Source organism: Serratia sp. TSO36 (assembly GCF_057808395.1).
Window position 1 is genome coordinate 1 of the sequence record NZ_JBJZOU010000027.1, and the last position, 21,807, is coordinate 21,807.

A 21,807-nucleotide genomic window follows, 5' to 3' on the forward strand; every position below is an offset into this window, starting at 1 on the left:
GGTTTGCCGCTGGCTGCCAAGCCCGGCAAGGTAATGCCGGACGGCACTGAGTTTGTCTTGCAGCGAAAACTTCATAGAACTGCACCTCCAAATGTCAGATGTGTCCAACATTTGGGGTGCAGTTCACATCGTGAGCCCTTGAAATTTACCGCCTAATCACACCGGCGGCAGATCGAACAGCAGGATTTCGCTCTCTTCGTCGGCCTGAATCGTCAGACCCGATTCATCCCACACCGCAAACGCGTCGCTGATGCCGGCGGCCTGGCCGTTGACCGAGACCTTGCCGCGCACCACCTGGATCCAAATGCGACGGCCGGCGGCGATCGGATACTCACCCTGCTCGCCTTTATTCAGCGCCCAACGCGACAGCGTCATATCCTGGAACACCTTCAGCGAACCGTCGCGCGCATCCGGCGACAGCACCAGCTGACGGCCCTGCGGCGCGTCGAACATGCGCTGCTCGTAGCGCGGCTCCAGTCCGACCTGATCCGGAATGATCCAAATCTGGTACAGGTGCAGCGGACGATCCTGATTGGCGTTGTACTCGGAGTGACGTACCCCGGTGCCCGCGCTCATGATCTGGAATTCGCCGGCCTGGATCTGCTCCTTGTTGCCCATGCTGTCCTGATGCTCCACCGTGCCGCTCAGCACATAGGTCAGGATTTCCATGTCCTTATGCGGGTGGGTGCCGAAACCCTGCCCGGCGTCGATCACATCTTCGTTGATCACACGCAGCGCCGAGAACCCCATAAAGTTCGGATCGTAGTAGTCGGCAAATGAGAAGGTGTGCCAGCTATCCAGCCAGCCATGATTGGCGTGGCCGCGATCTTCCGCTTTGCGTACATAAATCATATTCAACTCTCCTCAATGTTTTTTTACAGTCTAGTCCTGCGGGCAGAATAAGAAAGCGTAAAAAACTCATGCCTCTGTTCAAAAATTTCGATGGAATGAAACGGCGGATTGGCAACGGATTTGTTGAAGGCGGAAGCGGTTGAAAAAGGGCAAAAAAAAAAGCCAGCACCCGAGCTGGCTAAGTAAACACTGGAAGCAATGTGAGCAATGTCGTGCCTTCGCAGCGAGAGTATCAAGGGTTGATGCCCTCCCCGGAACGCATCGCAATAATAATCATTATCATTCGCACCTGTAAAGCGTTTTTTTTGACCCGTTGAAATAATATTGACTCAAGGCAGTAAACGGATAAATTCAGAGGTTATTCAACCGGTAAGCAACAGGAGCAGCGAGATGAGCGAGATCGTGATACGCCACGTGGAAACAACGGATGCGCAGGCCCTGCATCATCTTTATTCGCTGGCGCCCGTCTACCGCGATACGCTGCAGCTACCGCTACCGTCCGTCGAGTCCTGGCAGAAGCGCCTCGCCAATCCCGAACCGGGCACGTATAACCTGGCGGCCGTTATCGACGGGCAGCTTGCCGGCCAGTTGGTTGTGATGCTGAATCAGCGCGTGCGCCGCCGCCACGTGGCTACCTTCGGCATCGGCGTCGATCCGCACTACCACGGTAAAGGCGTCGGCAGCCGCCTGATGCAGGCGATGATCGACCTGTGCGACAACTGGGCGGCCATCGAGCGCATCGAACTGGAGGTATTCACCGACAACCCGGCAGCCATCGCGCTATACCGCAAATTCGGTTTCGAGATAGAAGGCACCAGCCGCGCCTATGCCATGCGCGACGGCGTACTGGTCGATGCCTACCATATGGCGCGTTTTCGCTCCGGGCAGCCGCGCGGCGATGCGTAATCTTCCCCACCCGCAGGGGCCGCTGCGCCGGCCCCTGAACATCAACCGCCGAACCTTTTTACAAGCGCTGGCCGGCCTGACCGCCGCCGTCGGCATATTCTCTCCTCTCACCCCATTAGGTGCCGCTATGCCAACTTCCGCCGCCGGACGCCCAGGCGCCCGCAACCTGATTACCGATGTGCCGGGCCTGAAGGTCGGCGTGGCGCAGGACAGCCGGGTGCGCACCGGCGCGACGGTTATCCTGCCGGACAGCCCGGCGATCGCCGCCGTGGACGTGCGCGGCGGCGGCCCCGCCACCCGGGAAACCGACGCGCTGGGCGAAGACAATTTGGTGCAGACCGTCGATGCGCTGACGTTCAGCGGCGGCTCGGTTTACGGCCTGGCGGCGGCGGACGGCGTCGCGGCCTGGCTGGGGCAACAGGGTAAAGGCTACGCGCTGCGCCCGGCGCCCGGCGTGCCGGTCTCCCCGATCGTGCCCACCGCCTGCCTGTACGATCTGGCCAACGGCGGCGACAAAAACTGGCAGCTCACGCCGCCGTATCGCCAGTTGGGCATCGATGCGGTCGGCAAGGCCGGGCTGAATTTTCCGCTCGGCACCGTCGGTGCCGGCTATGGCGCCATGACCGGCATGGGCAAGCTGAAAGGCGGCCTCGGCTCGGCATCTATCATTGCCGCCAACGGCGCTACCGTCGGCGCGCTGGTGGCGGTCAACAGTTTGGGTGCAGTGGTAGCGCCCGGCACCCGCGCCTTCTGGGCGACGCCCTATGAAATTGACGGTGAATTCGGCAACGGCGGCACGGCGGCGCTGGCGCAACTGCGCGCCCAGGGCGAAGATTGGATGGAACAAGAGCCGCAGGGCGGCAGAAAGAACACCACCCTGGCCTGCATCGCCACCGATCTGGCGCTGACGCGAGTGGAGTTGAAACGGGTGGCCATCATGGCGCAAGACGGCATGGCGCGCGCTATTCGCCCGCTGCACAGCCCGTTTGACGGCGACGTGGTGTTCGCCCTGTCCACCGGGCAGCGCGAGGTTCAGGGCAGCCGCGAACTGGCGGTGCTGCAAATCGGCGCGCTGGCGGCGGACACCCTGGCCCGGGCGATCGCCCGTGGCGTGCATGCCGCCATGCCGTGGCCAGGCAGCCAGGTCGCAACCTGGCAAACGCTCGGCGGCTAACACGCCGCCACCAAAAAAGGGGCGCTGGCGCCCCTTAATCATGATTAACCCTCGCCGCTTAAATGCCGGCGGTTTCCCGAATATAACGGCGCGCTTTTACCGCATACTCGAACGGGTTGGCCAGCGCCGGATCCTGCTCGGCCTCCACCACCATCCACCCTTTGTAACCGCGCTCGTCCAGCAGCTTGAACACCGGCCTGAAGTCGATCACGCCATCACCCGGCACGGTGAAAGTGCCCTTCTTCACGCCATCGAGGAAGCTCAGCTTGTTGGTCTTCACTTCCGCCACCACCTCATCGCGCACGTCCTTCAGATGGACGTGGTTGATGCGCGGCAGATACTTCTCCAGGATCGCCATCATCGCCTGCTGGCTGCCTTCCGAATAGTAGGCGTGGCCGGTATCGAACAGCAGGTAGACGTCGTCGTTGACCATGCTCATGTAGCGATCGATTTCGGCCGTGGTTTGAATGCCGGTGCCCATGTGGTGGTGCAGACACACCTGCATGCCTTTACCGGCGGCGATCTTCGCCAGCTCGTTGTAACCGTCGGCCACCCGCTGCCACTCTTCATCGCTGAAGTACGGCTTCTCTTCGAATACGCCTTTGGTGGTGCCCTGAATGCTCTTGCTCTGCTCGGAGCAGCCGATCACCCTGGCGCCCATGGCATGCAGGAAATTCATGTGGTTGATAAATTCATCGATGGTTTTGTCTTTCTGGCCGTCGGCGAAAAAAGTGCTGAACCAGGCGTTGCAGATCTGGATACCGCGAATGTCCAGCATCGGTTTCAGCACCGCCGGATCGCGCGGGTATTTGCTGCCTACTTCGCTGCCGGTGAAGCCGGCCAGCGCCATTTCGCTGACGCACTGCTGGAAGGTATTTTCCTTGCCCAGATCGGGCATGTCGTCGTTGGTCCAGCCGATCGGCGCGATGGCCAATTTCACGTTGTCTTTATTCATGGTCTGCCTCGGTCCTTGGAGGGCCGCCGGCGCAAACGCCGCCGGCGAGCCGAATAAGATTATTTGCCCAACAGCTCTCTTTCGATGCGCTCTCTGGTCGCCACCGCCTGGCTCGGCATCTTTTCCGGGTAGCCGAACAGCGAAGTGCAGATGATCGATTCGCCGCCGACCTTGAAGCTGCGGTTGGCAAACTCCATGTCGCGCAGCGTCTGGAACAGGGCGTCGAAATTCACCTCGCCTTCGCCGATGCCGACGTGCTGATGCACCGCTGCGTCTACCCCCGGCGGGTTGACGATATAGCGGCAATGCTTGGTGTGGTTCATGGTGTCGGCAATCAGCACGTGGGAAAGATCGTCCCCGGCGTACTGCAGCATGCCGGCCACGTCGCCCTGCCCCTTGTCGTAGTAGAAGGTGTGCGGCACGCTGTAGAGGTATTTGACGTGATCGCTGCGCAGCGATTTCACCAGATCGGCGGTTTCGTTGCTCAGTTCGCAGAAGTCCCACGGGTGCGACTGGATCTCCATACGAATGCCCTCGCGCTCGACGATCGGCAGCAGCTCCTCCATCGAGCGATACCACAGCTCCTCGCAGATCTCCGGTTCGTTGGGGTTGCCCGCCAGTTCGGTGTTGATCACCTGCACGCCCATTTCCACCGCGATTTCGATCATCCGCCGCCAGTTTTTGACCGCCGCCTGGCGGCGATCCTCCCCCGGCCCGGACCAGCGGTACACCACGATAAATGAGGAGATCTCCACGCCGGTCGCTTTCAGGGCGTTTTTATACTCCGCCATGATTTCGCGACTGGCCTTCGGATGCTTGTAAAACGGGTTGATCTGCGGGTGCGGCGACTGCTCGATATATTTGTAGCCCCAGTCCGCCACCTGCTGAACCATTTTGGTGACGCCCAAATCCCGGATAACGTCAACATCAAAAGCGATCTTCATGGTCACTCCTCTGCAATCGTGGGTAGGTGGTGCAAGCCGGCTATTTGTTGTAAAACGCCGGGCGCGCCGGCAAGGTCACCGGCACAATCTCGCCGCTGAGCTGGGCCGCCACGCAGGCGTCGGCGGTCACCGCGGCGGCGTAGCCGTCCCAGGCGGAAGGCCCGGTCAACTTGCCCGCGGCCACGTCGTTGATGAAGCCCTGTAGCTCAACGTCATAAGCGTCGATAAAACGATCCTTCCAGTCGGTCAGGATTTCAGTCGACAGGCGGGCGCCGCTGCGCATCTGCACCGAAGACGGCTCCGGCAGTTTGGCGATGCCGGTTTCCCCTACCACTTCACACTGAATGTCGTAGCCGTACTGGCAGTTGACGAAGATTTCGACGTCAATGCGCGTGCCTTTGGCGGTTTCGAACAGCACAATCTGCGGATCTTTCAGGTGTGGGAACGCCTTCGGGCTCTTGCGCGGGAACACCACCTGCACCGACACATAGTCGTCGTCGAGCAGCCAGCGCAGCACGTCGATTTCGTGGATCAGGGTGTCGGTGATCGCCATATCGGTGGTGTAGGCCTCGCCGACCGTCGGGTTGCGGTGCGCGCAGTGCAGCATCAGCGGCTCGCCGATCTGGCCGCTGGTCAGCACCTGTTTCAGCGCGCGATAGCCCTGGTCATAGGGGCGCATAAAGCCGACCTGCACCAGCCGTTTGCCGTGCTTCGCTTCGGCATCGACGATGTTTTTGCAGCCCTGCGCGGTCACCGCCAGCGGCTTCTCGCAGAACACCGGTTTGCCGGCGGCGATGGCCGCCAGCACGAACTCTTCGTGGCTCGGCCCCCAGGAAGTCACCAGCACCGCCTGCACGTCGGCGGCCTTAATCAGATCGTGGCCGTTGTCATACACCCGCGCATCCAGCTGCAGATCGCTCACCACCTTGGCGGCGTTGTCGCGGTTAATGTCATTCACCGCCACCACCCGTGCGCCCTGCAACACTTTGCTGCAGCGACGGATATGATCGCGGCCGATGGCGCCGGTGCCGATAACCCCAATGTTCAATGTCATTTTCGCTACCCTCGAGATTTATGTATGAAAACGAATCAGTAATCGCGCGCCTTATCGATGTTTTCCTGCAGCTTGCGCGCCACTGCGACGATTTTCTCGCTGTCGGCCACCTGAGCGCCGCCCACGCGCCACCAGCTGAGATACTTGTGCACCATGGTCTTCGGCAGCACCTTGATGTCCAGCAGCGTGGACACGGTCTGCCTGCGGGCGTCGGCCAGCGCATCGAGCAGCTGCTGCTCGGTGGTGACGCGATAGGTTTTGCAACCGTAAGCCGCCGCCAGCATGGCGAAATCGACCGGCACCAGTTTGCCGTCGAGCTTGCCGCCCTGTGGATTACGGAAGCGGAATTCGGTGGTGTAGCTGTCCATGCCGTGTTCCATCTGCAGGTTGTTGATGCAGCCGTTGGTCATGTTGTCGAACAGCATCACGTTGATCTTGCAGCCTTCCTGAATCGAAGTGACCAGTTCGGAATGCAGCATCATGAAGGCGCCGTCGCCCACCACCGCGTACACCTCGCGCTGCGGCTCGGCCAGCTTGACCCCCAATGCGGCGTTCACCTCATACCCCATGCAGGAGTAACCGTACTCCACGTGATAACCGTGCTCGCCGCGGTTGTGCCACACCCGCTGCAAATCGCCCGGCAGGCTGCCGGCGGCGGCGACGATCACGCTGTCCGCCGGCAGCTCGCGGTTCAGCACCCCCAGCACCCGGCTCTGGGTCAGCGCGGAATCGGTCTGGGCGATAAATTCGGCGAACACCCGCTCGCGATCGAGGTGATCGTCTATCTCCGGCACAAAGCCTGCGCCGCCGTATTCCACCGCGTAAACGCGCTCGGTCTCTTCACGCTGGGCGCTGCGCGCCGCGGCGATGGCGTCGCCCCAGCCGGCGCGGTACTCGGCCTGCGCCAGCAGCGCGCCCAGTTCGCTCAGGGCCTCGCGGGCGTCCGCCAGCACCTGCACGCCGTCGAGCTTGCCGGCGTCAAAGGCGCTGACGTTGATATTGAGGAAGCTGACGTCCGGATTTTGGAACAGCCATTTGGACGAGGTGGTGAAATCGGTGTAACGGGTGCCGACGCCGATCACCAGATCGGCCTGACGAGCCAGCGTATTGGCCGCCAGGCAGCCGGTTTCGCCAATGCCGCCGAGGTTGAATTCATGGTCGCTCGGCACCGTGCCTTTGCCGGCCTGGGTTTCGGCGAACGGAATGCCGAAGCGCTCGGCGAATTCGCGCAGCGCCCGCCCGGCCTGCGAGTATTTCACGCCGCCGCCGCACACCAGCAGCGGTTTGCGTTTGGCCGCCAGCAGCGCCAACGCGTCCGCCAACATGCCGTCGGTCGCCGGGCGGCGATCGAGCCGATGCACGCGTTTTTGGAAGAAATAGTCGGGATAGTCGTAGGCTTCACCCTGCACGTCCTGCGGCAGACACAGCGTCACCGCGCCGGTTTCCGCCGGATCGGTCAGCACGCGCATCGCGTTGATGCAGGCGCTCATCAGCTGTTCCGGCCGCACGATGCGGTCCCAGTATTTGCTCACCGCGCGGAACGCGTCGTTGGTGCTGATGCTGAGATCGTAAGACTGCTCGATTTGCTGCAGCACCGGATCCGGCTGGCGGGATGCGTAAACGTCGCCCGGCAGCAGTAATAAAGGAATGCGGTTGGCGGTGGCGGTGGCCGCGGCGGTGATCATATTGGCGGCGCCGGGGCCGACCGATGAGGTGCAGGCGTAGATCTGCCGGCGCAGCTTCTGTTTGGCGAAGCCGATCGCCGCATGGGCCATCCCCTGCTCGTTGCGGCCCTGATGCACCCGCAGATCGCCGCTATCCTGCTCCAGCGCTTGCCCCAGCCCCAGCACGTTGCCGTGGCCGAAAATCGCAAAAATGCCCGCGACGAATTTGGTTTCCACACCGTCGGCCAGCAGATACTGGTTATCGAGGAATCTGACGAGCGCCTGCGCCATGGTTAGCCTGATCTTGCCCATTTACTCACCCTTTAGATTGAGGGCCGCCCCGGAAAGGGCTCGCGCCGAGCCGACAATTCCGTGTTTGTGTTACGCGGCGGCAGCTATTATCTTGAGCAGGCGATGCCCGCTGCTCACGAAGTCGACAACCTGAAACGTGAAGCGATTATAAACAAATATATTTTTCATAAAATCACATTACAGAAGAAACATTTCATTTTGCGATAAAGATCGCATAATGCATGAAAAGCCCGTTTCATCTCGTGGTTCAGCCTTCACTGGCTTCGCGCCACGCACCGGCCAATAAAAGCCGTTGGCTCATGGGCTGACCGCCTTTTACCCTGTCATTTCCCCTCTTTTATGCGCGCCCCGGCCTCCCTCCCGTAGCCGTTTCACCGCCTTTTCCCACGCCTCTGTCGATGTTTTAAACGCATCACATTTTTGGGGTGTAAATTTCATTCTATATTGAAATTGAAATTTTCATTCCCCATACTGTCCACATGCTTCCTGCAGGGCGCCACGCTCGGGCCGCCGCCGGAGTTTTGCTTAAACAGAAGGAAACGGGTATGGCTACACAAGAAAAACAGCTTGATGTCATTTGTCTCGGGCGCATCGCCGTCGATTTCTATGCTCAGCAGATCGGCGCGCGGCTGGAAGACGCCGGCACATTCGCCAAGTACCTCGGCGGTTCTTCCGGCAACGTGGCCTACGGCACCGCCATTCAGGGGTTAAAATCCGGCATGCTGGCGCGCGTCGGCGACGAGCACATGGGCCGCTTTCTGCGCGAAGAGCTGCAGCGCGTCGGGGCCGATACCCGCTGTCTGATCACCGACAAACAGCGATTAACCGGCCTGGTGATCCTCGGCATCAAGGATCAGGAAACCTTCCCGCTGATCTTCTACCGCGAAAACTGCGCGGACATGGCGCTGACGCCGGACGACATCGATGAGGCCTACATCGCTTCCTCGCGCGCGCTGGCCATCACCGGCACGCACCTGTCGCACCCGAACACCCGCGCCGCGGTGCTGAAGGCGCTGGAATACGCGCGCCGCCACGGCCTGCGCACCGCGCTGGACATCGATTACCGCCCGGTGCTGTGGGGGCTGACGTCGCTGGGCGACGGAGAAACCCGCTTTGTGGAATCGGACCAGGTGACCCGCGAGCTGCAGGAGGTGCTGCACCATTTCGATCTGATCGTCGGCACCGAAGAAGAGTTTCATATCGCCGGCGGCAGCACCGACACGCTAACGGCGCTGAAAAACGTGCGCCGGGCCACGGCGGCCACGCTGGTGTGCAAGCGCGGCGCGCAGGGTTGCTCGGTGTTCGAGGGCGAAATCGCCGATGGCTGGGAACAGGTGAAACTGCACGCCGGCGTGCGGGTTGAGGTGCTGAACGTGCTGGGGGCCGGCGACGCCTTTATGTCCGGCCTGCTGCGCGGCTACCTGAACGATGAGGGCTGGGATCAGGCCTGCCGCTACGCCAACGCCTGCGGCGCGTTGGTGGTCTCGCGCCACGGCTGCGCGCCGGCGATGCCGACCAAACGGGAGCTGGACGACTACCTGCTGCGTGAACGGCAGGTCACGCGCCCGGACCGCGATGCGCGCCTGAACCACCTGCACCGGGTCACCACCCGCAAGCAACAGTGGCCGGAACTGTGCGTCTTCGCCTTCGATCACCGCAAGCAGCTGGCGGACATGGCACGCGAAGCCGGCGTCGGCGAGGAGCGCATTCCGCGCCTGAAAACCCTGCTGCTGACCGCGGCGCAACAGGCCGCCGCGCAGGCCGGCCTGAACGGCAACAGCGGCATTCTGGCCGACACCACCTACGGGCAGGCGGCACTGAACGAGATCACCGGCCAGGGATGGTGGATCGGCCGGCCGGTAGAGCTGCCCAGTTCGCGCCCGCTGCGCCTGGAGCACGGCAATATCGGCTCGCAATTGATCGACTGGCCGCAGGAGCACGTGGTGAAGTGCCTGGTGTTTTATCACCCGCACGACGCGGCGGAACTGCGTCGCGAGCAGGATGAGCTGATCGCCGACGTCTACCGCGGCTGCTGTAAGTCCGGCCACGAGCTGCTGCTGGAAGTGATCCTGCCGGACAACAACCCCGACAAGGACGAACGCTATTACCTGGAGATGATTGAGCACTTCTACCAGTCGGGCATTCAGCCGGACTGGTGGAAACTGCCGCCGCTGAGCGCGGAAAACTGGCGGCGGGTCGGTGCGCTGATCGATACCTACGATCCCGACTGCCGCGGCGTGCTGATCCTGGGGCTCGACTCCCCGGAAGCGGTGCTGAAGGCGGGCTTTGCCGCCGCCGCGGATGCGCGCTGGGTGAAGGGTTTCGCCGTCGGCCGCACTATCTTCGGCCAACCTTCGCGCCGCTGGCTGCAGGGGGAAATCGACGACGCCGCCCTGATTGAGCAGGTGAAACAAAAATACCTGACGCTGATCGGTTTCTGGCGCCAGTACCGCCCGCAGGCGGGCGGCGCGCACTGACAGCGAGAGCAGGTTCACGTCCCCTTAAGGCCATTTCGCCGCTTTAAGGGGATTTTTTTGCCTATTTTCTGTGAAGTCGCGCAATGTGCGATCGAATAAATCGCTTTTTGAGGAAATGAAATTTCCGCTCCGTCTGTTAAAATACCCTGTCAATATTTCAGGCGTCAGGCCAATGCGCCTTCACCCCACTGCGAGCCGAATGGATGAACAACCCAACTCAACTTTCGCTGTTACAGGACGAGATCCGCCACCGTTATGAAACGCTGAGCAAGCGTTTGAAGCAGGTGGCGCGCTATATTTTGGATAACAGTAACAGCATCGCTTTCGATACCGTTGCCTCCATCGCCGCACAGGCCAGCGTGCCGCCTTCCACCCTGATCCGTTTCGCCAACGCCTTCGGCTTCAGCGGCTTCAACGAAATGAAGCAGGTGTTCCGTCAGCATCTGATGGAAGAGACGGTGAACTATACCGAGCGCGCGCGCCTGTTCCGCCAAACCTCTACCGACGACAACGTCGCGCCGGAGAAACCGGCGGAAATTCTCAACGTATTCACCATGGTCAACGCGCAGGCGCTGCAGCAGCTGGCGATGCAGATCGCCCCCGAGCAGCTGGATCGCGCCGTCGAACTGCTCAACAACGCCGAAAACATCTACGTGATCGGCCTGCGCCGTTCGTTCAGCGTCGCCTCCTATCTCACCTATGCGCTGCGCCATCTGGAGCGCCGCGCGTTTCTTATCGACGGCCTGGGCGGCATGTTCACCGAACAGCTGAGCATGGTGAAACCGAAGGACGTGGTGATCGCCATCAGCTATTCGCCGTACGCCCGCGAGGCGGTGGAACTGGTGGAATTGGGCGCCAAGCGCGGCGCGCAGCAGATCGCCATCACCGACAGCCAGGTCAGCCCATTGGCCGCCTTCAGCGACGTCTGTTTCGTGGTGCGCGAAGCGCAGGTGGACGGGTTCCGTTCGCAGGTGGCCTCGATGTGCCTGGCGCAGACGCTGGCGGTTTCGCTGGCGCTGAATAACGCCCGGGACGAGTAAGGCTGGGGTGAACGCGCCCGACAGGCTCGGGCGCGGCGGGGTTATTGCAGCAACAAATAGCGGTAGAGCGCGCTTTCCAGATCCTGCTTCATGCTGATGAAAAGCAGAATCTCCACCGTCTGGCCGTCGTAGTCATAGATAACGCGGTATTCGCTGTCGGGATCCAATCGTTCGTGCAACCGCACTCCCATGCCTGCCAGCACGGCGTTGAAGCGGTAGCGGGCAGGATCGTCGGCAATTGCCGCGAGGGACGATAACAACAGATTGTCCACGAACACCCCGGCCGCGACTGCTCCTATCGTTCCGCTCTTATAAGACTCGATGTCTTTCAGGCTCCATTCCGCCGCCGGTGCGACGGTAAAACGTAATTCCTGGGGCATCCTGCACCTCGGGCCTATTTCCGCGCGTCACGCAGCCGCTGCAAGGTTTCTTCGGGCGACAGACCACGCTGATTTTTAATCTCTTGCTTCGCCAGCATAGTCAGTTTCAACAACGCGTTGGACTGGCGCTCCAGATTGCGTTCCCGAATTTCGGCCTCTCTCTCAGCCGCCGTTTGTACAAACAGCTCGGCAACACCATTTTTTGTGACGTAAACCCCGCCTTCAAACAGGTCGGGCGAACCTAATCCTTCGCGCGCCGCTTTTTGGGACATGGTAGTCGTCATGGTTTTTCCTCCTGTGTACCGGCAATTTCGTTGCATAACAGCGGTTCGTTAGATTCACTCAGCCAGGGAGCGATCGCGTGCGAACAGGTTATCATTTGAACAAGATGGAGGGCAAATTTAGGTCAAATTTATACCCCAATAAAGAATAAGCCCGGCAAGCCGGGCCTCAGGCGCCTATTGCGCGGCGGGGTAGCCGTCGCCGTTAATCCAGGCGTGGTCTTTTTCCCAGGTGAATTTCCATTGCCGCACCGGCCCGGCCATCACGTTGAGATAATAGTTGTCGTAGCCCGCCAGGGTCGCCACCGGGTGATAACCGCGTGGCACTTTCACTACGTCCCGATTGTAGACCGGCATGCATTCGTCGAGCGTGCGATCGTCGGTATAGACGCGCTGCATGCAGAATCCCTGCTCCGGCTGAATGCGGTGATAATACGTCTCTTCCAGATAGGTTTCGTCCGGCGAGTCTTCCCGATCGTGCTTGTGGCTCGGGTAGGAACTGGTGTTGCCCTCGTCGGTGTAAACCTCCACCACCAGCAGGCTGTCGGCCGGCTCGCTGTCCGGCAGAATGTTGTGCACCAACCGCTGGTTGCGCCCCTTGCCGCGCCGCTCCACGCCGATATCCGCCGGCGTGATCAGCCGTGAAGGCAGGTGGCCGCTGCCGGGCGCGCTGCACACCGCCAGCTCCAGATCGGTTTCTGCCCGCACGTCGATGCGATCGTGGTGCGGCACATACACCGCGTAAGGCGGCGTGCGCTCGAACGGGCTCATGCGTTTGCCGATATGCGGGTATTCGGCGCGCAGCGTGGCGACGGAGGCGATACCGGCCACCAGCACCAGGCACAGCTCCTTGTCACCGCACTCCAGCTGCAGCGACTGCCCGGCGGCCAGGCGATAAACGTCGAAACCGACATAGCGCCACCCGGCATTTTCCGGCGTCACGTGCTGAATACGCCCCTCGGCGTTCGGCGTCTGACATTTGGCAAGCAGTGAAGACATCTCGATTCTCCTGTTAACTCCCCGTGCAAAGGCCGTTGCCCCGAAGGAGCAACGGCCCGCTCATACTTTGCGATCGCTTAACCCAGCGTCGGCATGCTGAATTCGGACACCGTCTGCTGCCCGGCCGGCCAGCGCGCGGTGGCGGTCTTCATGCGCGTATAGAAGCGCACGCCGTCGGTGCCGTGCACGTTAAGCGCGCCGAACACCGAGCGCTTCCAGCCGCCGAAGCTGTGGAACGCCATCGGCACCGGCACCGGCACGTTGACGCCGACCATCCCGGCCTGCACTTCCTGCACGAACTGGCGCGCGTAGTGGCCGCTGCCGGTAAAGATGGCGCTGCCGTTGCCAAACTCGTGGCCGTTCACCGTGTCGATGGCGGTGCGGTAATCCGGCACCCGCACGATGCCCAGCACCGGCCCGAAGATCTCTTCGCGGTAGATGCGCATGTTCGGCTTCACATGGTCGAACAGCGTGCCGCCGACGTAGTAGCCTTCAGGATAGCCCGGCACCTGATAACTGCGGCCGTCGGCCACCAGGGTGGCGCCTTCTTCCACGCCCAGATCGATGTAGCCCAGCACCTTTTTCTGGTGGGCGGACGACACCAGCGGCCCCATTTCATTCTCTTCTCCGCCCTGCTGCAAGCCCGGCCCGACGCGCAGCTGCGCGATCAGCGGCTTCAGTTTGGCGATCAGTTTATCGGCGGTGTCGTCACCGACCACCACGGCGATCGGCAGCGCCATGCAGCGCTCGCCGGCGGAGCCGAACGCGCCGCCCATCAGCGCGTTGACCGTGGCGTCCAGATCGGCGTCCGGCATGACGATCGCCTGGTTCTTCGCCGCGCCGAAGGCCTGCACTCGCTTGCCGTGCGCGCTGGCGGTGGTGTAGATATGTTCCGCCACGGTGGAGGAGCCGACGAAGCTCACCGCCTGAATGCGCGGATCGGTGCACAGCTGCGCCGCGTCTTCATTGGCGCAGTGCACCACGTTGAACACGCCGTCCGGCAGGCCGGCTTCTTTCAGCAGTTCCGCCAGGCGCACCGAGGCGGAAGGCACCAGCGCCGGCGGCTTGAGGATGAAGGTGTTGCCGCAGGCCAGCGCGATAGGGAACATCCACATCGGCACCATCGCCGGGAAGTTGAACGGGGTAATGCCCGCCACCACGCCCAGCGGCTGCATCAGCGAGAAGCTGTCGACGCCGCTGCCGACGTCCGGCGAATACTCGCCCTTGATCAGATGCGGGATGCCGCAGGCGAATTCGACCACTTCCATGCCGCGCGTCAGTTCGCCCAGCGCATCCGAGTACACCTTGCCGTGCTCGCTGACGATAAGCTCGGCCAGCTCGTCGCGGTGCTGTTCCAGCAGCGCCTTGAAATTGAACATGATGCGCGCGCGGCGCAGCGGCGTGGTGCGCGACCAATCGGCAAACGCCCGATGGGCCACGTCGATGGCCTGCTTGACTTCGGCGGCGGTGCTCTGCGTGACGCGCCGCTCAACCTGCCCGCTGGCCGGGTTGTGCACGTCGACGGTTTGATTGCTGCTGCTCAGGCACACCTGCCCGTCAATAAAGTTACCCACGGTTTTCATGTCACGCCCTCTTTTCAAGTCCGCTGTCGCCTGGCCACTCGCCGGCGGCGCGGCGTTAATCGTCCCGCTCGCCAAACCCCGTCGGCAAGCCGGCTACATCCTGACCGGATGCAGCAAACTCTATTTCATTGAAAAAAAAGTTTCAAATAAATTGTTTTGAAAAATTTGTTTTTAGTGCGTGAGGTCGCAATTTTGCGATGTCGATCGGGTTGGCGCTTTCATTACCGCGCCAGAGAAAGCGCTACGGCGCAGGAGAAATCAAGGGCAATACACACTGACTTTGCTACAGAAAACCCGCACCGCGCCTGCCCTGTCGCCGTTACCGCCCGCCCCAGAACGCCCAGGGTGCCCGGATCGCGCGTGACGGTTTTTTTTGAACTGGATCTAAAAATCAATATTCCATTATTCACTAATTATGAAATAAATGTTCTTGTTTGTTCCAGCATTTATCGACGACATCGCCTTGATGACAGGCACGGTTCACACCCTTCCGCTCGCCCTCTTCCCAATAACCCAACCGTGCGGACGGAAGCCAGGATAAAAATCGGAGCAACACATGTCATATCAGCGTAAGCACAATACCGGCTACATATTGCGAATTTGCGGCATCGCCGCCCTGGGCGGCATTCTGTTCGGCTACGATACCGCCGTGATCTCCGGCGCGATCGAAGCGCTGAAAACCTATTTCAATCTCAGCCCGGCCGAAACCGGTTGGGCGGTCTCCAACGTGGTGATCGGCTGCGTGGTCGGCGCCTTCGCCGCCGGGCCGCTGGCGGCGCGCTGGGGCCGTAAAAAGGCGCTGATGCTGGCGGCGCTGCTGTTCACCGTTTCCGCCGTCGGCGCAGCCTTGGCCCCGACCTTCACCTGGTTCGTCATCTACCGCATCATCGGCGGGCTGGCGGTCGGCATTGCCGCCACCGTGTCGCCGATGTACATGTCGGAAGTGTCGCCAAAGGACATGCGCGGGCGCGCGCTCAGCATGCAGCAGTTCGCCATCGTGTTCGGCCAGATCGTGATTTTCTACGTCAACTTCAAAATCGCCAGCCTCGCCAGCGAAGCCTGGCTGGTGGAAATGGGCTGGCGCTGGATGTTCGCCTCGGGCGTCATCCCCTGCATTCTGTTCTGCATCCTGGTGTTCGTCATTCCTGAATCCCCGCGCTGGAACGTAATGATGGGGCGCGACGATCAGGCGCTGGCGATGTTGACTAAGGTCTCCAACGCCGCCCACGCGCAGAATCTGTTGAAAGAAATCAAAGACTCGCTGCAGCAGGATCAACAGCAGCGGCACCGGAAGCTGAACTACGGCGATGTGCGGGTACGTTTCATCCTGTTCGTCGGCTGCATGATCGCCATGCTGCAGCAGGTGACCGGCGTCAACGTAATGATGTATTACGCGCCGGTGGTGCTGAAAACCGTCACCGAAAACGCGCAGGAAGCACTGTTTCAGACCATCTGGATCGGCGTGCTGCAGCTGGTCGGTTCGGTCATCGGCGCCATGCTGATGGATCGCATGGGCCGCATTCCGCTGATGCGTTACGGCACGCTGGGCGCCATCGCCGGCCTGCTGCTCACCTCGTACGCGCTCTACACCCAGGCCACCGGCTATTTCGCGCTGTTCGGCATGCTGTTCTTCATGGTGTTTTATGCGCTGTCCTGGGGCGTCGGCGCCTGGGTGCTGGTGTCGGAAATCTTCCCGAACCGCATGCGCGCGCAGGGGATGAGCATCGCCGTCGGCTGCATGTGGGTCGCTAACTTCGCGGTGTCGCAGTCGTTCCCGATGATCAACGACCACCCTTACCTGTTCTCGCATTTCCACGGCGCCTTCCCGATGTGGATCTTCGCCGCCTGCTGCCTGTTCAGCTACTGGTTCATCGGCCGCTATATTCCGGAAACCAAAGGCGTCTCGCTGGAAAAAATGGAGCAGGTGGTGCTGGCCAAACGCCACCGCCACCCCCTGCCCGACGGCAAGCCGCTGCCGCTGGAAAACGGCAAATCCTGATCTCTCAACCCTGACCGCTGGAGTAATGCCTCATGACCATTGCACTGGATCGCTTCTGCATTAACCGCAAGATCGCGCCGAATCTCGATCTGGACAGTTTTTTCCGCCTGGTGAAACGCTGCGGGCTCAGTAAGGTTGAGCTGCGCAACGATATGCCCAGCGGCAAGGTGACCGACGATCTGAGCGACGCGCAGCTCAATGCGCTCGCTGCGCAATACGGCATCGAGATCGTCACGATCAACGCCCTCGGCATGTTCAATCTGATGGACAACCCGGCGGTGCTGCAGCAGCGCGCCGAAGCGTTGCTGGCGCAGGCGCAGGCCATCCACAGCCGGGCGCTGGTGCTGTGCCCGCACTGCAGCGCCGATGACACGCGCAGCGAGCAGCAAAAACGCGACGACACCCTCGCCGCGCTGCGGCTGCTGGCGCCGCTGTTTGCCCGCTATGACGTGCAGGGGTACGTCGAGCCGCTGGGCTTCGGCATCAGCTCGCTGCGATCGTCGCTGCTGACCCAGGCGCTCATCCGCGATTCGGGCGCGCCGTACCGCATCGTGCTCGATACTTTCCACCACTATTTAAGCGGTGTGGCGCAGGCCGACTTCGACGCGCAGATCCAGGTGGCGCAGATCGGCCTGGTGCATCTGTCCGGCGTGGAGGATGGGCGGGATAAAGGCGCGCTGAGCGACGAAGAGCGCATCATGCTGAGCGAGGGCGATCGGCTGGAGAGCCGCCGCCAGGTGCAAAACCTGGAACGCCTGGGCTACACCGGCGTCTATGCCTTCGAGCCCTTCTCTTCGCAGCTGGACAGCTGGAGCGAGGCGGATATCGAACGGGAAATCCGCCAGAGCATCGCCCTGCTGCAAGGGTAAAAAAAACGGCCTCCGCGGAGGCCGTTTTTCATGGCGTTACTTCAGGTTGCCGACCACCAGCTGGTGGCGCGCGTTGTAAAACTTACGGTAGGCCAGATAGCAGGCGATGATGGTCGACAGGCTGGCGGTGGAAAGCAGCATGAAGGTCACCATAATCTGGTATTTGATCGCTTTCACCGGATCGATGCCGGCGAAGATCAGCCCGGACATCATGCCCGGCAGGCTGACCAGCCCAACGGTTTTCGCCGAATCCACGGTCGGGATCAGCGAAGCGCGGATGCTGTCGCGGATCAGCGCCGCCGAAGCGAACTTGGGCGTCGCCCCCAGGCTGAGCATCTCCTGAATCTTCTGCTGTTCGCTTTTGAAACGTTGGCCGAGGTTGGTGTAGCACAATCCCACCGCCACCATGGCGTTACCGGCGATCATTCCGGAGATGGGGATCACCTGCATCGGCGTAAATTCGATGGATCCGGTCAATACCAATACCGCCAACGTCAGCACCGCGCCGGTGGTGATGGCGATAAACGACGTCACGAACGCGTGTTCGACGTACTTGCTGCGTTTCTTGGCGTTGTAGGCCGCGTTAAAGCAGATGAACAGCACCATCAACACGGTGAGCACCGCGTTATCCAGGTCGAAAATGTACTTCAGCACGTAGCCGACGATGATCAGCTGCACCACCGCGCGGCAGATGCTCCAGATAATGTCCTTTTCCAGCGCCAGCTTTTCCCGGTGGCTGATCAGAATGGCGACCACCACCAGGATCATCGACAAGCCTAAGGATTCGTTGGTGATGTTATGCTGATTCATGCTGTTGCTCCTGTTGCTCGGCGCCGTGCGCGCGCAGGGTGATCACCTCGTCCGCATGCGCTATCTCTTCGGTATCGTGCGTCACCCACAGCACCGCCAGCCGGTGCTCCGCCACCAGCTGATGGACTATCTCATTGACGTTGCGTTTGTTTTCCTCGTCCAGCGCGCTGGTGATCTCATCGAGCAACAGCACCCGGGGCATAAACTGCAGGTTGCGGATCAGGGACACGCGCTGCTTCTCCCCGCCGGACAGCTCATTGATGCTTTTGGTCAGCATCGCCTCCGGCAGCCCGAAACGCGCCAGATCGGCCTGCATTTTTCGTTCATCCGGCGACTGTTGACGGATCTGGTAGGGCAGCGCCAGATTGTCGTAAACCGTATTGCCGAACAGCGCCGGCGTCTGGAAGCAGTAAGAAACCTGTTTGCGATACGCCTCCGGCGACATCTCGGCGATCGCTCGTCCGTCGAAATAGAGGTTTCCGCTGGTCGGATCCATTAAGGAAGAGATGATTTTCAGCAGGGTGCTTTTCCCGCAGCCGGAAGGCCCGGTGATCAGTTTGAACTCGCCTTCACCCAGCGTGAAAGAGACGGAGTCCAGGATCACTTGGTTGTCTATTTGATAATGAATATCATCCAATCTCAGTATGTCTTTCTTTTCCTTCATTACGATGCCGGCTCCCTACACCTGTTCCCGTCTGAGCGATAAGTATATGGCCGCAAAAAACATATTAGCAATGCCTGTGCGGATGGCAGCGAGCGGAGAGGAGGATTGACGGAGCAAAACGCCCCATCAAATAATAAATTTTACTAATGATTAGCTGTAGGAATAGTCAAAAGCGACCGCCAGGGTCGAATCACTCTTTTTTTATCGCTGCCTGTTCGTCGCAGCTGTACCAGCGTAGAGAATTGTTGATGCTGCGGTGGGTGCAGCGGACCTTGCCCTCCTTTTCCAGCGCCAGCAGCAGGGTGCGGGTGGTATAAATGTTTTCGCCGCATTTATCCGCCAGCTCGCGCGTCTTCGGCCACTGCTCCGGCGGGGGATGCAGGCCCCCGGCCCCTTCCACAAGATCCCGGCACAATCCCCGCAACACATCCAGCATCAGCGATTTTCTACTTTCAAACGTTTTCGGCACCTTGGCCATAGCATTCCTCCTGAGTGGTTACTGCTGAGCCCCCGTTCATGACTGCACGTCAGTGATGCGCAGGGGCATAAATCACGGCGGCGTCCGCGCAAACGACGTTGTTCCGATAAAATAGACCTGGCGCTGTCTATCACCGCGCGAATGAATATTTATTAATAAATCCAACCTTTGCCGATAAAATGTCATGCATTGTTCCTCGGATTTTTCACTAGGATTTTTCTGTGCAATTTTTTTCATGGTTATCATGATATGAAGATGTTTAAACAATCCCATAACGAACCGCGAATACATAATTACCAACATTGTCAACGCATGCGCCTTACATCTGTTAAATGCATTAATCGCAGTAATCATTCCATCGTTCATCCTTTGATTATCACTTAGGTCATTATTATGTAATGCCTACGGCATCACCTGCCCTTTTCTGGTTAATCACAATGGGTTAAATAACATAAGCGCGTCCAAAAAATAGCATCTGATAAGAATAATCTTCCCTATGCCTTGTTGTTATTTTTTTGTTAACGACTCTTCGACAAACCATCGACAACCCAGGAATAGGCGGTGGAACACCATAGGGACAACTAACCACACAAAATCATACAAAACAAATGCTTATGTTTTTCATTTTGTTTCATAAAGAAAATTCTTCAATGTTCGTCAAAGCGTAATATTAGCAAAGCGATATTGCGCATTGTAGGGCAACCGCTATTACAGTCGATCTAATATCTCGCATAACCTTATTTATGCAGTCATTTATTCTGGATAATATTTACATACGATCTATTGGTTTTTGATCTTATATTTAACTTTTTCCTTTTGGTTTTATATTCTGAATTTGAGTTATTTCAACAAAATCTATTTCCAAGCAATGCTATTGTTTGCAAGAATATTCCCAGCAAAACGCCATACCGATATTCGGGTTTTAAAATCAAATAAAACCGACCAAACATCACATAACCATTTCGTTATTAAAAGCAAATAACGAAAAGTGTGCGTATTGCCCAAAGCAAAAGGATCTGGCTCCCATCGCAGTGCGGCTAACAGGGCGTTGCTGCTCTGCGGGGATTTAGGTGTGCTTTTCTTTTTATTTAAATACTCTCTACAGGAACCTGAGAAATGAAACTGAATAAATTAATGCTGGCGACCGCCATTGCTTTTTCTACCGCCTCCGTTGCACATGCGGCGCCGACCCCGAACCAGGGCAGCGGCACCGTGACCTTTAGCGGTGAAATTATCGATGCGCCTTGCAGCATCACGCCGGACTCCGTCGATCAAACCGTCCCGATGGGCCAGATCAGCAGCCGCATCCTGGCCAAAGAAGGCAAATCCAGCGCCGAACCCTTCAGCATTGAGCTGAAAGACTGCGCGCTCAACACCATGAAAAACGTCAAGGTGACCTTCACCGGCACGCCGGATGCCGTCAACAGCAAATTGCTGGCGCTGAGCGGTTCCGCCAGCGGCGCGGGCATCGTGATTTACGACCAACTGCACGCCAAGGAAGTTGAGCTGGGCACCGCAACGGACGGCCAGGGCCTGAACGAAGGCAACAACGCCCTGAAATTCGCCGCATACCTGCAAGGTAACAGCGCTTCCGGCGCCGTCGTGCCGGGCCAGTTCACCAGCGTGGCGAACTTTACCCTGGCTTATCAGTAAGCCTCGTTGGGGATGCCGGCGCGGGCATCCCCATGCTTAACGACGCCGGCTCCGGCAAAGGAACCGATCTCGACAGGGAGAAGCCAGCATGACCATCCATTGGCGAGGCGCATTGCTGATCGCGCTCAGCATCGGCAGCGCTAGCGCCACGGCGAAAACTCAGGGCCACGGCAAAGTCAGCCTGGGCGGCGAAATCGTCGAAACGCCGTGCAACATCGCCGGCGACAGTTTGGATCAAACCGTTGATTTCGGGCTGGTTTCAATGAGCGACGCCGGGCGAGATGCCCAGCCGAGCCTCATCGGCAGCCGCCGCCACTTCGCCATCAGGTTGGTGAACTGCGAACTGGCCAGCCAGATAAAGCCCGATTTTATTTATCGCGCGGCTAACCTCACCTTCAGCGGCATCGCGGATAGCCAAGATCCGCAATGGCTCGCCGTCCATGGTGAGGCGCGCGGCATGGCTATCGAGTTGCTGACCGACGCCGGCACCCCGATCCCGCTCGGCAGCACGACGGCGGATTATCTGATCGTCGCCGGCGACAACACGCTGCGCTTTGGCGCCCAGCTGCGCATTCACCCCGACAGGGCACGGGCGGGCGGTTTCAGCTCATTGGCCAAATTCACCCTGTCTTATCTGTAGCCGGTTTTCGTTAGGAACGCTGTACAGCATTACGTATTCAGGTCTTACGGGATGACCTGCTATTAGGCGCGGA

Annotated in this window: 20 protein-coding genes; 8 read left to right on the forward strand and 12 right to left on the reverse strand. The window is 59.7% G+C overall.

The genetic code is table 11. The features are described 5' to 3' along the window. Positions 1-156: 156 nt before the first annotated feature. Positions 157-852, reverse strand: a complete 696-nt coding sequence (locus tag ACK3CV_RS23700) for a pirin family protein (RefSeq protein ID WP_033636340.1) — start codon at positions 850-852, stop codon at positions 157-159. A gap of 390 nt (positions 853-1,242) precedes the next feature. Here ACK3CV_RS23700 and ACK3CV_RS23705 point away from each other — a divergent pair, with 390 nt between their 5' ends. Together ACK3CV_RS23705 and ACK3CV_RS23710 are read left to right on the forward strand one after the other, a co-directional pair. After that, positions 1,243-1,758: a GNAT family N-acetyltransferase gene (locus ACK3CV_RS23705; protein ID WP_039569096.1), complete on the forward strand. Its 516-nt coding sequence runs from the start codon at positions 1,243-1,245 to the stop codon at positions 1,756-1,758. Beyond that, positions 1,751-2,932: a P1 family peptidase gene (locus tag ACK3CV_RS23710; RefSeq protein WP_164040147.1), complete on the forward strand. Its 1,182-nt coding sequence runs from the start codon at positions 1,751-1,753 to the stop codon at positions 2,930-2,932. Before ACK3CV_RS23705 ends, ACK3CV_RS23710 begins: the two co-directional genes overlap by 8 nt. Before the next feature lie 58 nt (positions 2,933-2,990). Here the strand turns inward: ACK3CV_RS23710 and iolE are convergent, their stop codons facing one another. From iolE to iolD, 4 genes are read right to left on the reverse strand one after another with little or no spacing between them, the layout of a single operon-like run. Continuing rightward, entirely contained in the window at positions 2,991-3,887 is an 897-nt protein-coding gene (gene iolE, locus ACK3CV_RS23715; RefSeq protein ID WP_164141677.1) for a myo-inosose-2 dehydratase, read from the reverse strand. Between the two features lie 59 nt (positions 3,888-3,946). Then, positions 3,947-4,831: a sugar phosphate isomerase/epimerase family protein gene (locus ACK3CV_RS23720; RefSeq protein WP_004930845.1), complete on the reverse strand. Its 885-nt coding sequence runs from the start codon at positions 4,829-4,831 to the stop codon at positions 3,947-3,949. A 40-nt stretch (positions 4,832-4,871) separates the two neighbouring features. After that, a complete protein-coding gene (gene iolG, locus ACK3CV_RS23725; protein WP_033649354.1) occupies positions 4,872-5,885 on the reverse strand; it encodes a bifunctional inositol 2-dehydrogenase/D-chiro-inositol 1-dehydrogenase in 1,014 nt (337 codons plus the stop codon). A gap of 35 nt (positions 5,886-5,920) precedes the next feature. Then, entirely contained in the window at positions 5,921-7,861 is a 1,941-nt protein-coding gene (iolD, locus tag ACK3CV_RS23730; protein WP_101427517.1) for a 3D-(3,5/4)-trihydroxycyclohexane-1,2-dione acylhydrolase (decyclizing), read from the reverse strand. A gap of 545 nt (positions 7,862-8,406) precedes the next feature. Between iolD and ACK3CV_RS23735 the strand changes: the two genes are divergently transcribed. Together ACK3CV_RS23735 and ACK3CV_RS23740 are read left to right on the forward strand one after the other, a co-directional pair. Further along, positions 8,407-10,338, forward strand: coding sequence for a bifunctional 5-dehydro-2-deoxygluconokinase/5-dehydro-2-deoxyphosphogluconate aldolase (locus ACK3CV_RS23735; RefSeq protein ID WP_060457334.1), 1,932 nt, complete (start codon positions 8,407-8,409; stop codon positions 10,336-10,338). Positions 10,339-10,541: 203 nt separating this feature from the next. After that, positions 10,542-11,378, forward strand: a complete 837-nt coding sequence (locus ACK3CV_RS23740) for a MurR/RpiR family transcriptional regulator (protein WP_004930856.1) — start codon at positions 10,542-10,544, stop codon at positions 11,376-11,378. A 41-nt stretch (positions 11,379-11,419) separates the two neighbouring features. On the opposite strand, the gene ACK3CV_RS23745 is transcribed toward ACK3CV_RS23740, so the two are convergent. The 4 genes from ACK3CV_RS23745 to ACK3CV_RS23760 form a co-directional block, all read right to left on the reverse strand. Beyond that, a complete protein-coding gene (locus ACK3CV_RS23745; protein ID WP_039569088.1) occupies positions 11,420-11,758 on the reverse strand; it encodes a type II toxin-antitoxin system RelE/ParE family toxin in 339 nt (112 codons plus the stop codon). Between the two features lie 14 nt (positions 11,759-11,772). Continuing rightward, on the reverse strand, positions 11,773-12,042 hold the full coding sequence (locus ACK3CV_RS23750) for a hypothetical protein (RefSeq protein ID WP_033649358.1): 270 nt from the start codon (positions 12,040-12,042) through the stop codon (positions 11,773-11,775). A gap of 174 nt (positions 12,043-12,216) precedes the next feature. Further along, positions 12,217-13,038 (reverse strand): 5-deoxy-glucuronate isomerase, encoded by an 822-nt coding sequence (gene iolB, locus ACK3CV_RS23755; protein ID WP_033636349.1) that lies wholly within the window; start codon positions 13,036-13,038, stop codon positions 12,217-12,219. 77 nt (positions 13,039-13,115) lie between these two features. After that, positions 13,116-14,621, reverse strand: a complete 1,506-nt coding sequence (locus tag ACK3CV_RS23760) for a CoA-acylating methylmalonate-semialdehyde dehydrogenase (protein WP_164040143.1) — start codon at positions 14,619-14,621, stop codon at positions 13,116-13,118. Between the two features lie 556 nt (positions 14,622-15,177). On the opposite strand from ACK3CV_RS23760, the gene ACK3CV_RS23765 reads away from it, so the two are divergent. Then, positions 15,178-16,620, forward strand: coding sequence for a sugar porter family MFS transporter (locus ACK3CV_RS23765; RefSeq protein WP_033636350.1), 1,443 nt, complete (start codon positions 15,178-15,180; stop codon positions 16,618-16,620). A gap of 32 nt (positions 16,621-16,652) precedes the next feature. Then, a complete protein-coding gene (locus ACK3CV_RS23770) occupies positions 16,653-17,489 on the forward strand; it encodes a TIM barrel protein (RefSeq protein ID WP_164040142.1) in 837 nt (278 codons plus the stop codon). Positions 17,490-17,525: 36 nt separating this feature from the next. Here the strand turns inward: ACK3CV_RS23770 and fetB are convergent, their stop codons facing one another. The 3 genes from fetB to ACK3CV_RS23785 form a co-directional block, all read right to left on the reverse strand. Beyond that, the gene (gene fetB / locus ACK3CV_RS23775) at positions 17,526-18,299 is read right to left on the reverse strand and encodes an iron efflux ABC transporter permease subunit FetB (RefSeq protein WP_033636352.1); all 774 of its coding nucleotides are present in this window, start codon (positions 18,297-18,299) and stop codon (positions 17,526-17,528) included. Further along, a complete protein-coding gene (fetA, locus tag ACK3CV_RS23780) occupies positions 18,286-18,963 on the reverse strand; it encodes an iron efflux ABC transporter ATP-binding subunit FetA (RefSeq protein WP_033636353.1) in 678 nt (225 codons plus the stop codon). Before fetA ends, fetB begins: the two co-directional genes overlap by 14 nt. A 190-nt stretch (positions 18,964-19,153) precedes the next feature. Next, a complete protein-coding gene (locus tag ACK3CV_RS23785) occupies positions 19,154-19,441 on the reverse strand; it encodes a FaeA/PapI family transcriptional regulator (protein ID WP_033649362.1) in 288 nt (95 codons plus the stop codon). A 1,116-nt stretch (positions 19,442-20,557) separates the two neighbouring features. Here ACK3CV_RS23785 and ACK3CV_RS23790 point away from each other — a divergent pair. Together ACK3CV_RS23790 and ACK3CV_RS23795 are read left to right on the forward strand one after the other, a co-directional pair. Further along, positions 20,558-21,094 (forward strand): fimbrial protein, encoded by a 537-nt coding sequence (locus tag ACK3CV_RS23790; RefSeq protein WP_033636355.1) that lies wholly within the window; start codon positions 20,558-20,560, stop codon positions 21,092-21,094. Between the two features lie 88 nt (positions 21,095-21,182). Continuing rightward, positions 21,183-21,734 (forward strand): fimbrial protein, encoded by a 552-nt coding sequence (locus ACK3CV_RS23795; RefSeq protein ID WP_033649363.1) that lies wholly within the window; start codon positions 21,183-21,185, stop codon positions 21,732-21,734. The last annotated feature ends 73 nt before the right edge of the window (positions 21,735-21,807 follow it).

Bases quoted from the DNA above. Each gene is read 5' to 3' on its own strand.
- ACK3CV_RS23705 (WP_039569096.1), top strand. From the start codon at position 1,243: ATGAGCGAGATCGTGATACGCCACGTGGAAACAACGGATGCGCAGGCC.
- ACK3CV_RS23745 (WP_039569088.1), bottom strand. From the start codon at position 11,758: ATGCCCCAGGAATTACGTTTTACCGTCGCACCGGCGGCGGAATGGAGC.
- fetB (WP_033636352.1), bottom strand. From the start codon at position 18,299: ATGAATCAGCATAACATCACCAACGAATCCTTAGGCTTGTCGATGATC.
- iolE (WP_164141677.1), bottom strand. From the start codon at position 3,887: ATGAATAAAGACAACGTGAAATTGGCCATCGCGCCGATCGGCTGGACC.
- iolG (WP_033649354.1), bottom strand. From the start codon at position 5,885: ATGACATTGAACATTGGGGTTATCGGCACCGGCGCCATCGGCCGCGAT.
- ACK3CV_RS23795 (WP_033649363.1), top strand. From the start codon at position 21,183: ATGACCATCCATTGGCGAGGCGCATTGCTGATCGCGCTCAGCATCGGC.
- ACK3CV_RS23720 (WP_004930845.1), bottom strand. From the start codon at position 4,831: ATGAAGATCGCTTTTGATGTTGACGTTATCCGGGATTTGGGCGTCACC.
- ACK3CV_RS23790 (WP_033636355.1), top strand. From the start codon at position 20,558: ATGAAACTGAATAAATTAATGCTGGCGACCGCCATTGCTTTTTCTACC.
- fetA (WP_033636353.1), bottom strand. From the start codon at position 18,963: ATGAAGGAAAAGAAAGACATACTGAGATTGGATGATATTCATTATCAA.
- ACK3CV_RS23735 (WP_060457334.1), top strand. From the start codon at position 8,407: ATGGCTACACAAGAAAAACAGCTTGATGTCATTTGTCTCGGGCGCATC.
- iolB (WP_033636349.1), bottom strand. From the start codon at position 13,038: ATGTCTTCACTGCTTGCCAAATGTCAGACGCCGAACGCCGAGGGGCGT.
- ACK3CV_RS23710 (WP_164040147.1), top strand. From the start codon at position 1,751: ATGCGTAATCTTCCCCACCCGCAGGGGCCGCTGCGCCGGCCCCTGAAC.
- ACK3CV_RS23700 (WP_033636340.1), bottom strand. From the start codon at position 852: ATGATTTATGTACGCAAAGCGGAAGATCGCGGCCACGCCAATCATGGC.
- ACK3CV_RS23760 (WP_164040143.1), bottom strand. From the start codon at position 14,621: ATGAAAACCGTGGGTAACTTTATTGACGGGCAGGTGTGCCTGAGCAGC.
- ACK3CV_RS23770 (WP_164040142.1), top strand. From the start codon at position 16,653: ATGACCATTGCACTGGATCGCTTCTGCATTAACCGCAAGATCGCGCCG.
- iolD (WP_101427517.1), bottom strand. From the start codon at position 7,861: ATGGGCAAGATCAGGCTAACCATGGCGCAGGCGCTCGTCAGATTCCTC.
- ACK3CV_RS23765 (WP_033636350.1), top strand. From the start codon at position 15,178: ATGTCATATCAGCGTAAGCACAATACCGGCTACATATTGCGAATTTGC.
- ACK3CV_RS23750 (WP_033649358.1), bottom strand. From the start codon at position 12,042: ATGACGACTACCATGTCCCAAAAAGCGGCGCGCGAAGGATTAGGTTCG.
- ACK3CV_RS23740 (WP_004930856.1), top strand. From the start codon at position 10,542: ATGAACAACCCAACTCAACTTTCGCTGTTACAGGACGAGATCCGCCAC.
- ACK3CV_RS23785 (WP_033649362.1), bottom strand. From the start codon at position 19,441: ATGGCCAAGGTGCCGAAAACGTTTGAAAGTAGAAAATCGCTGATGCTG.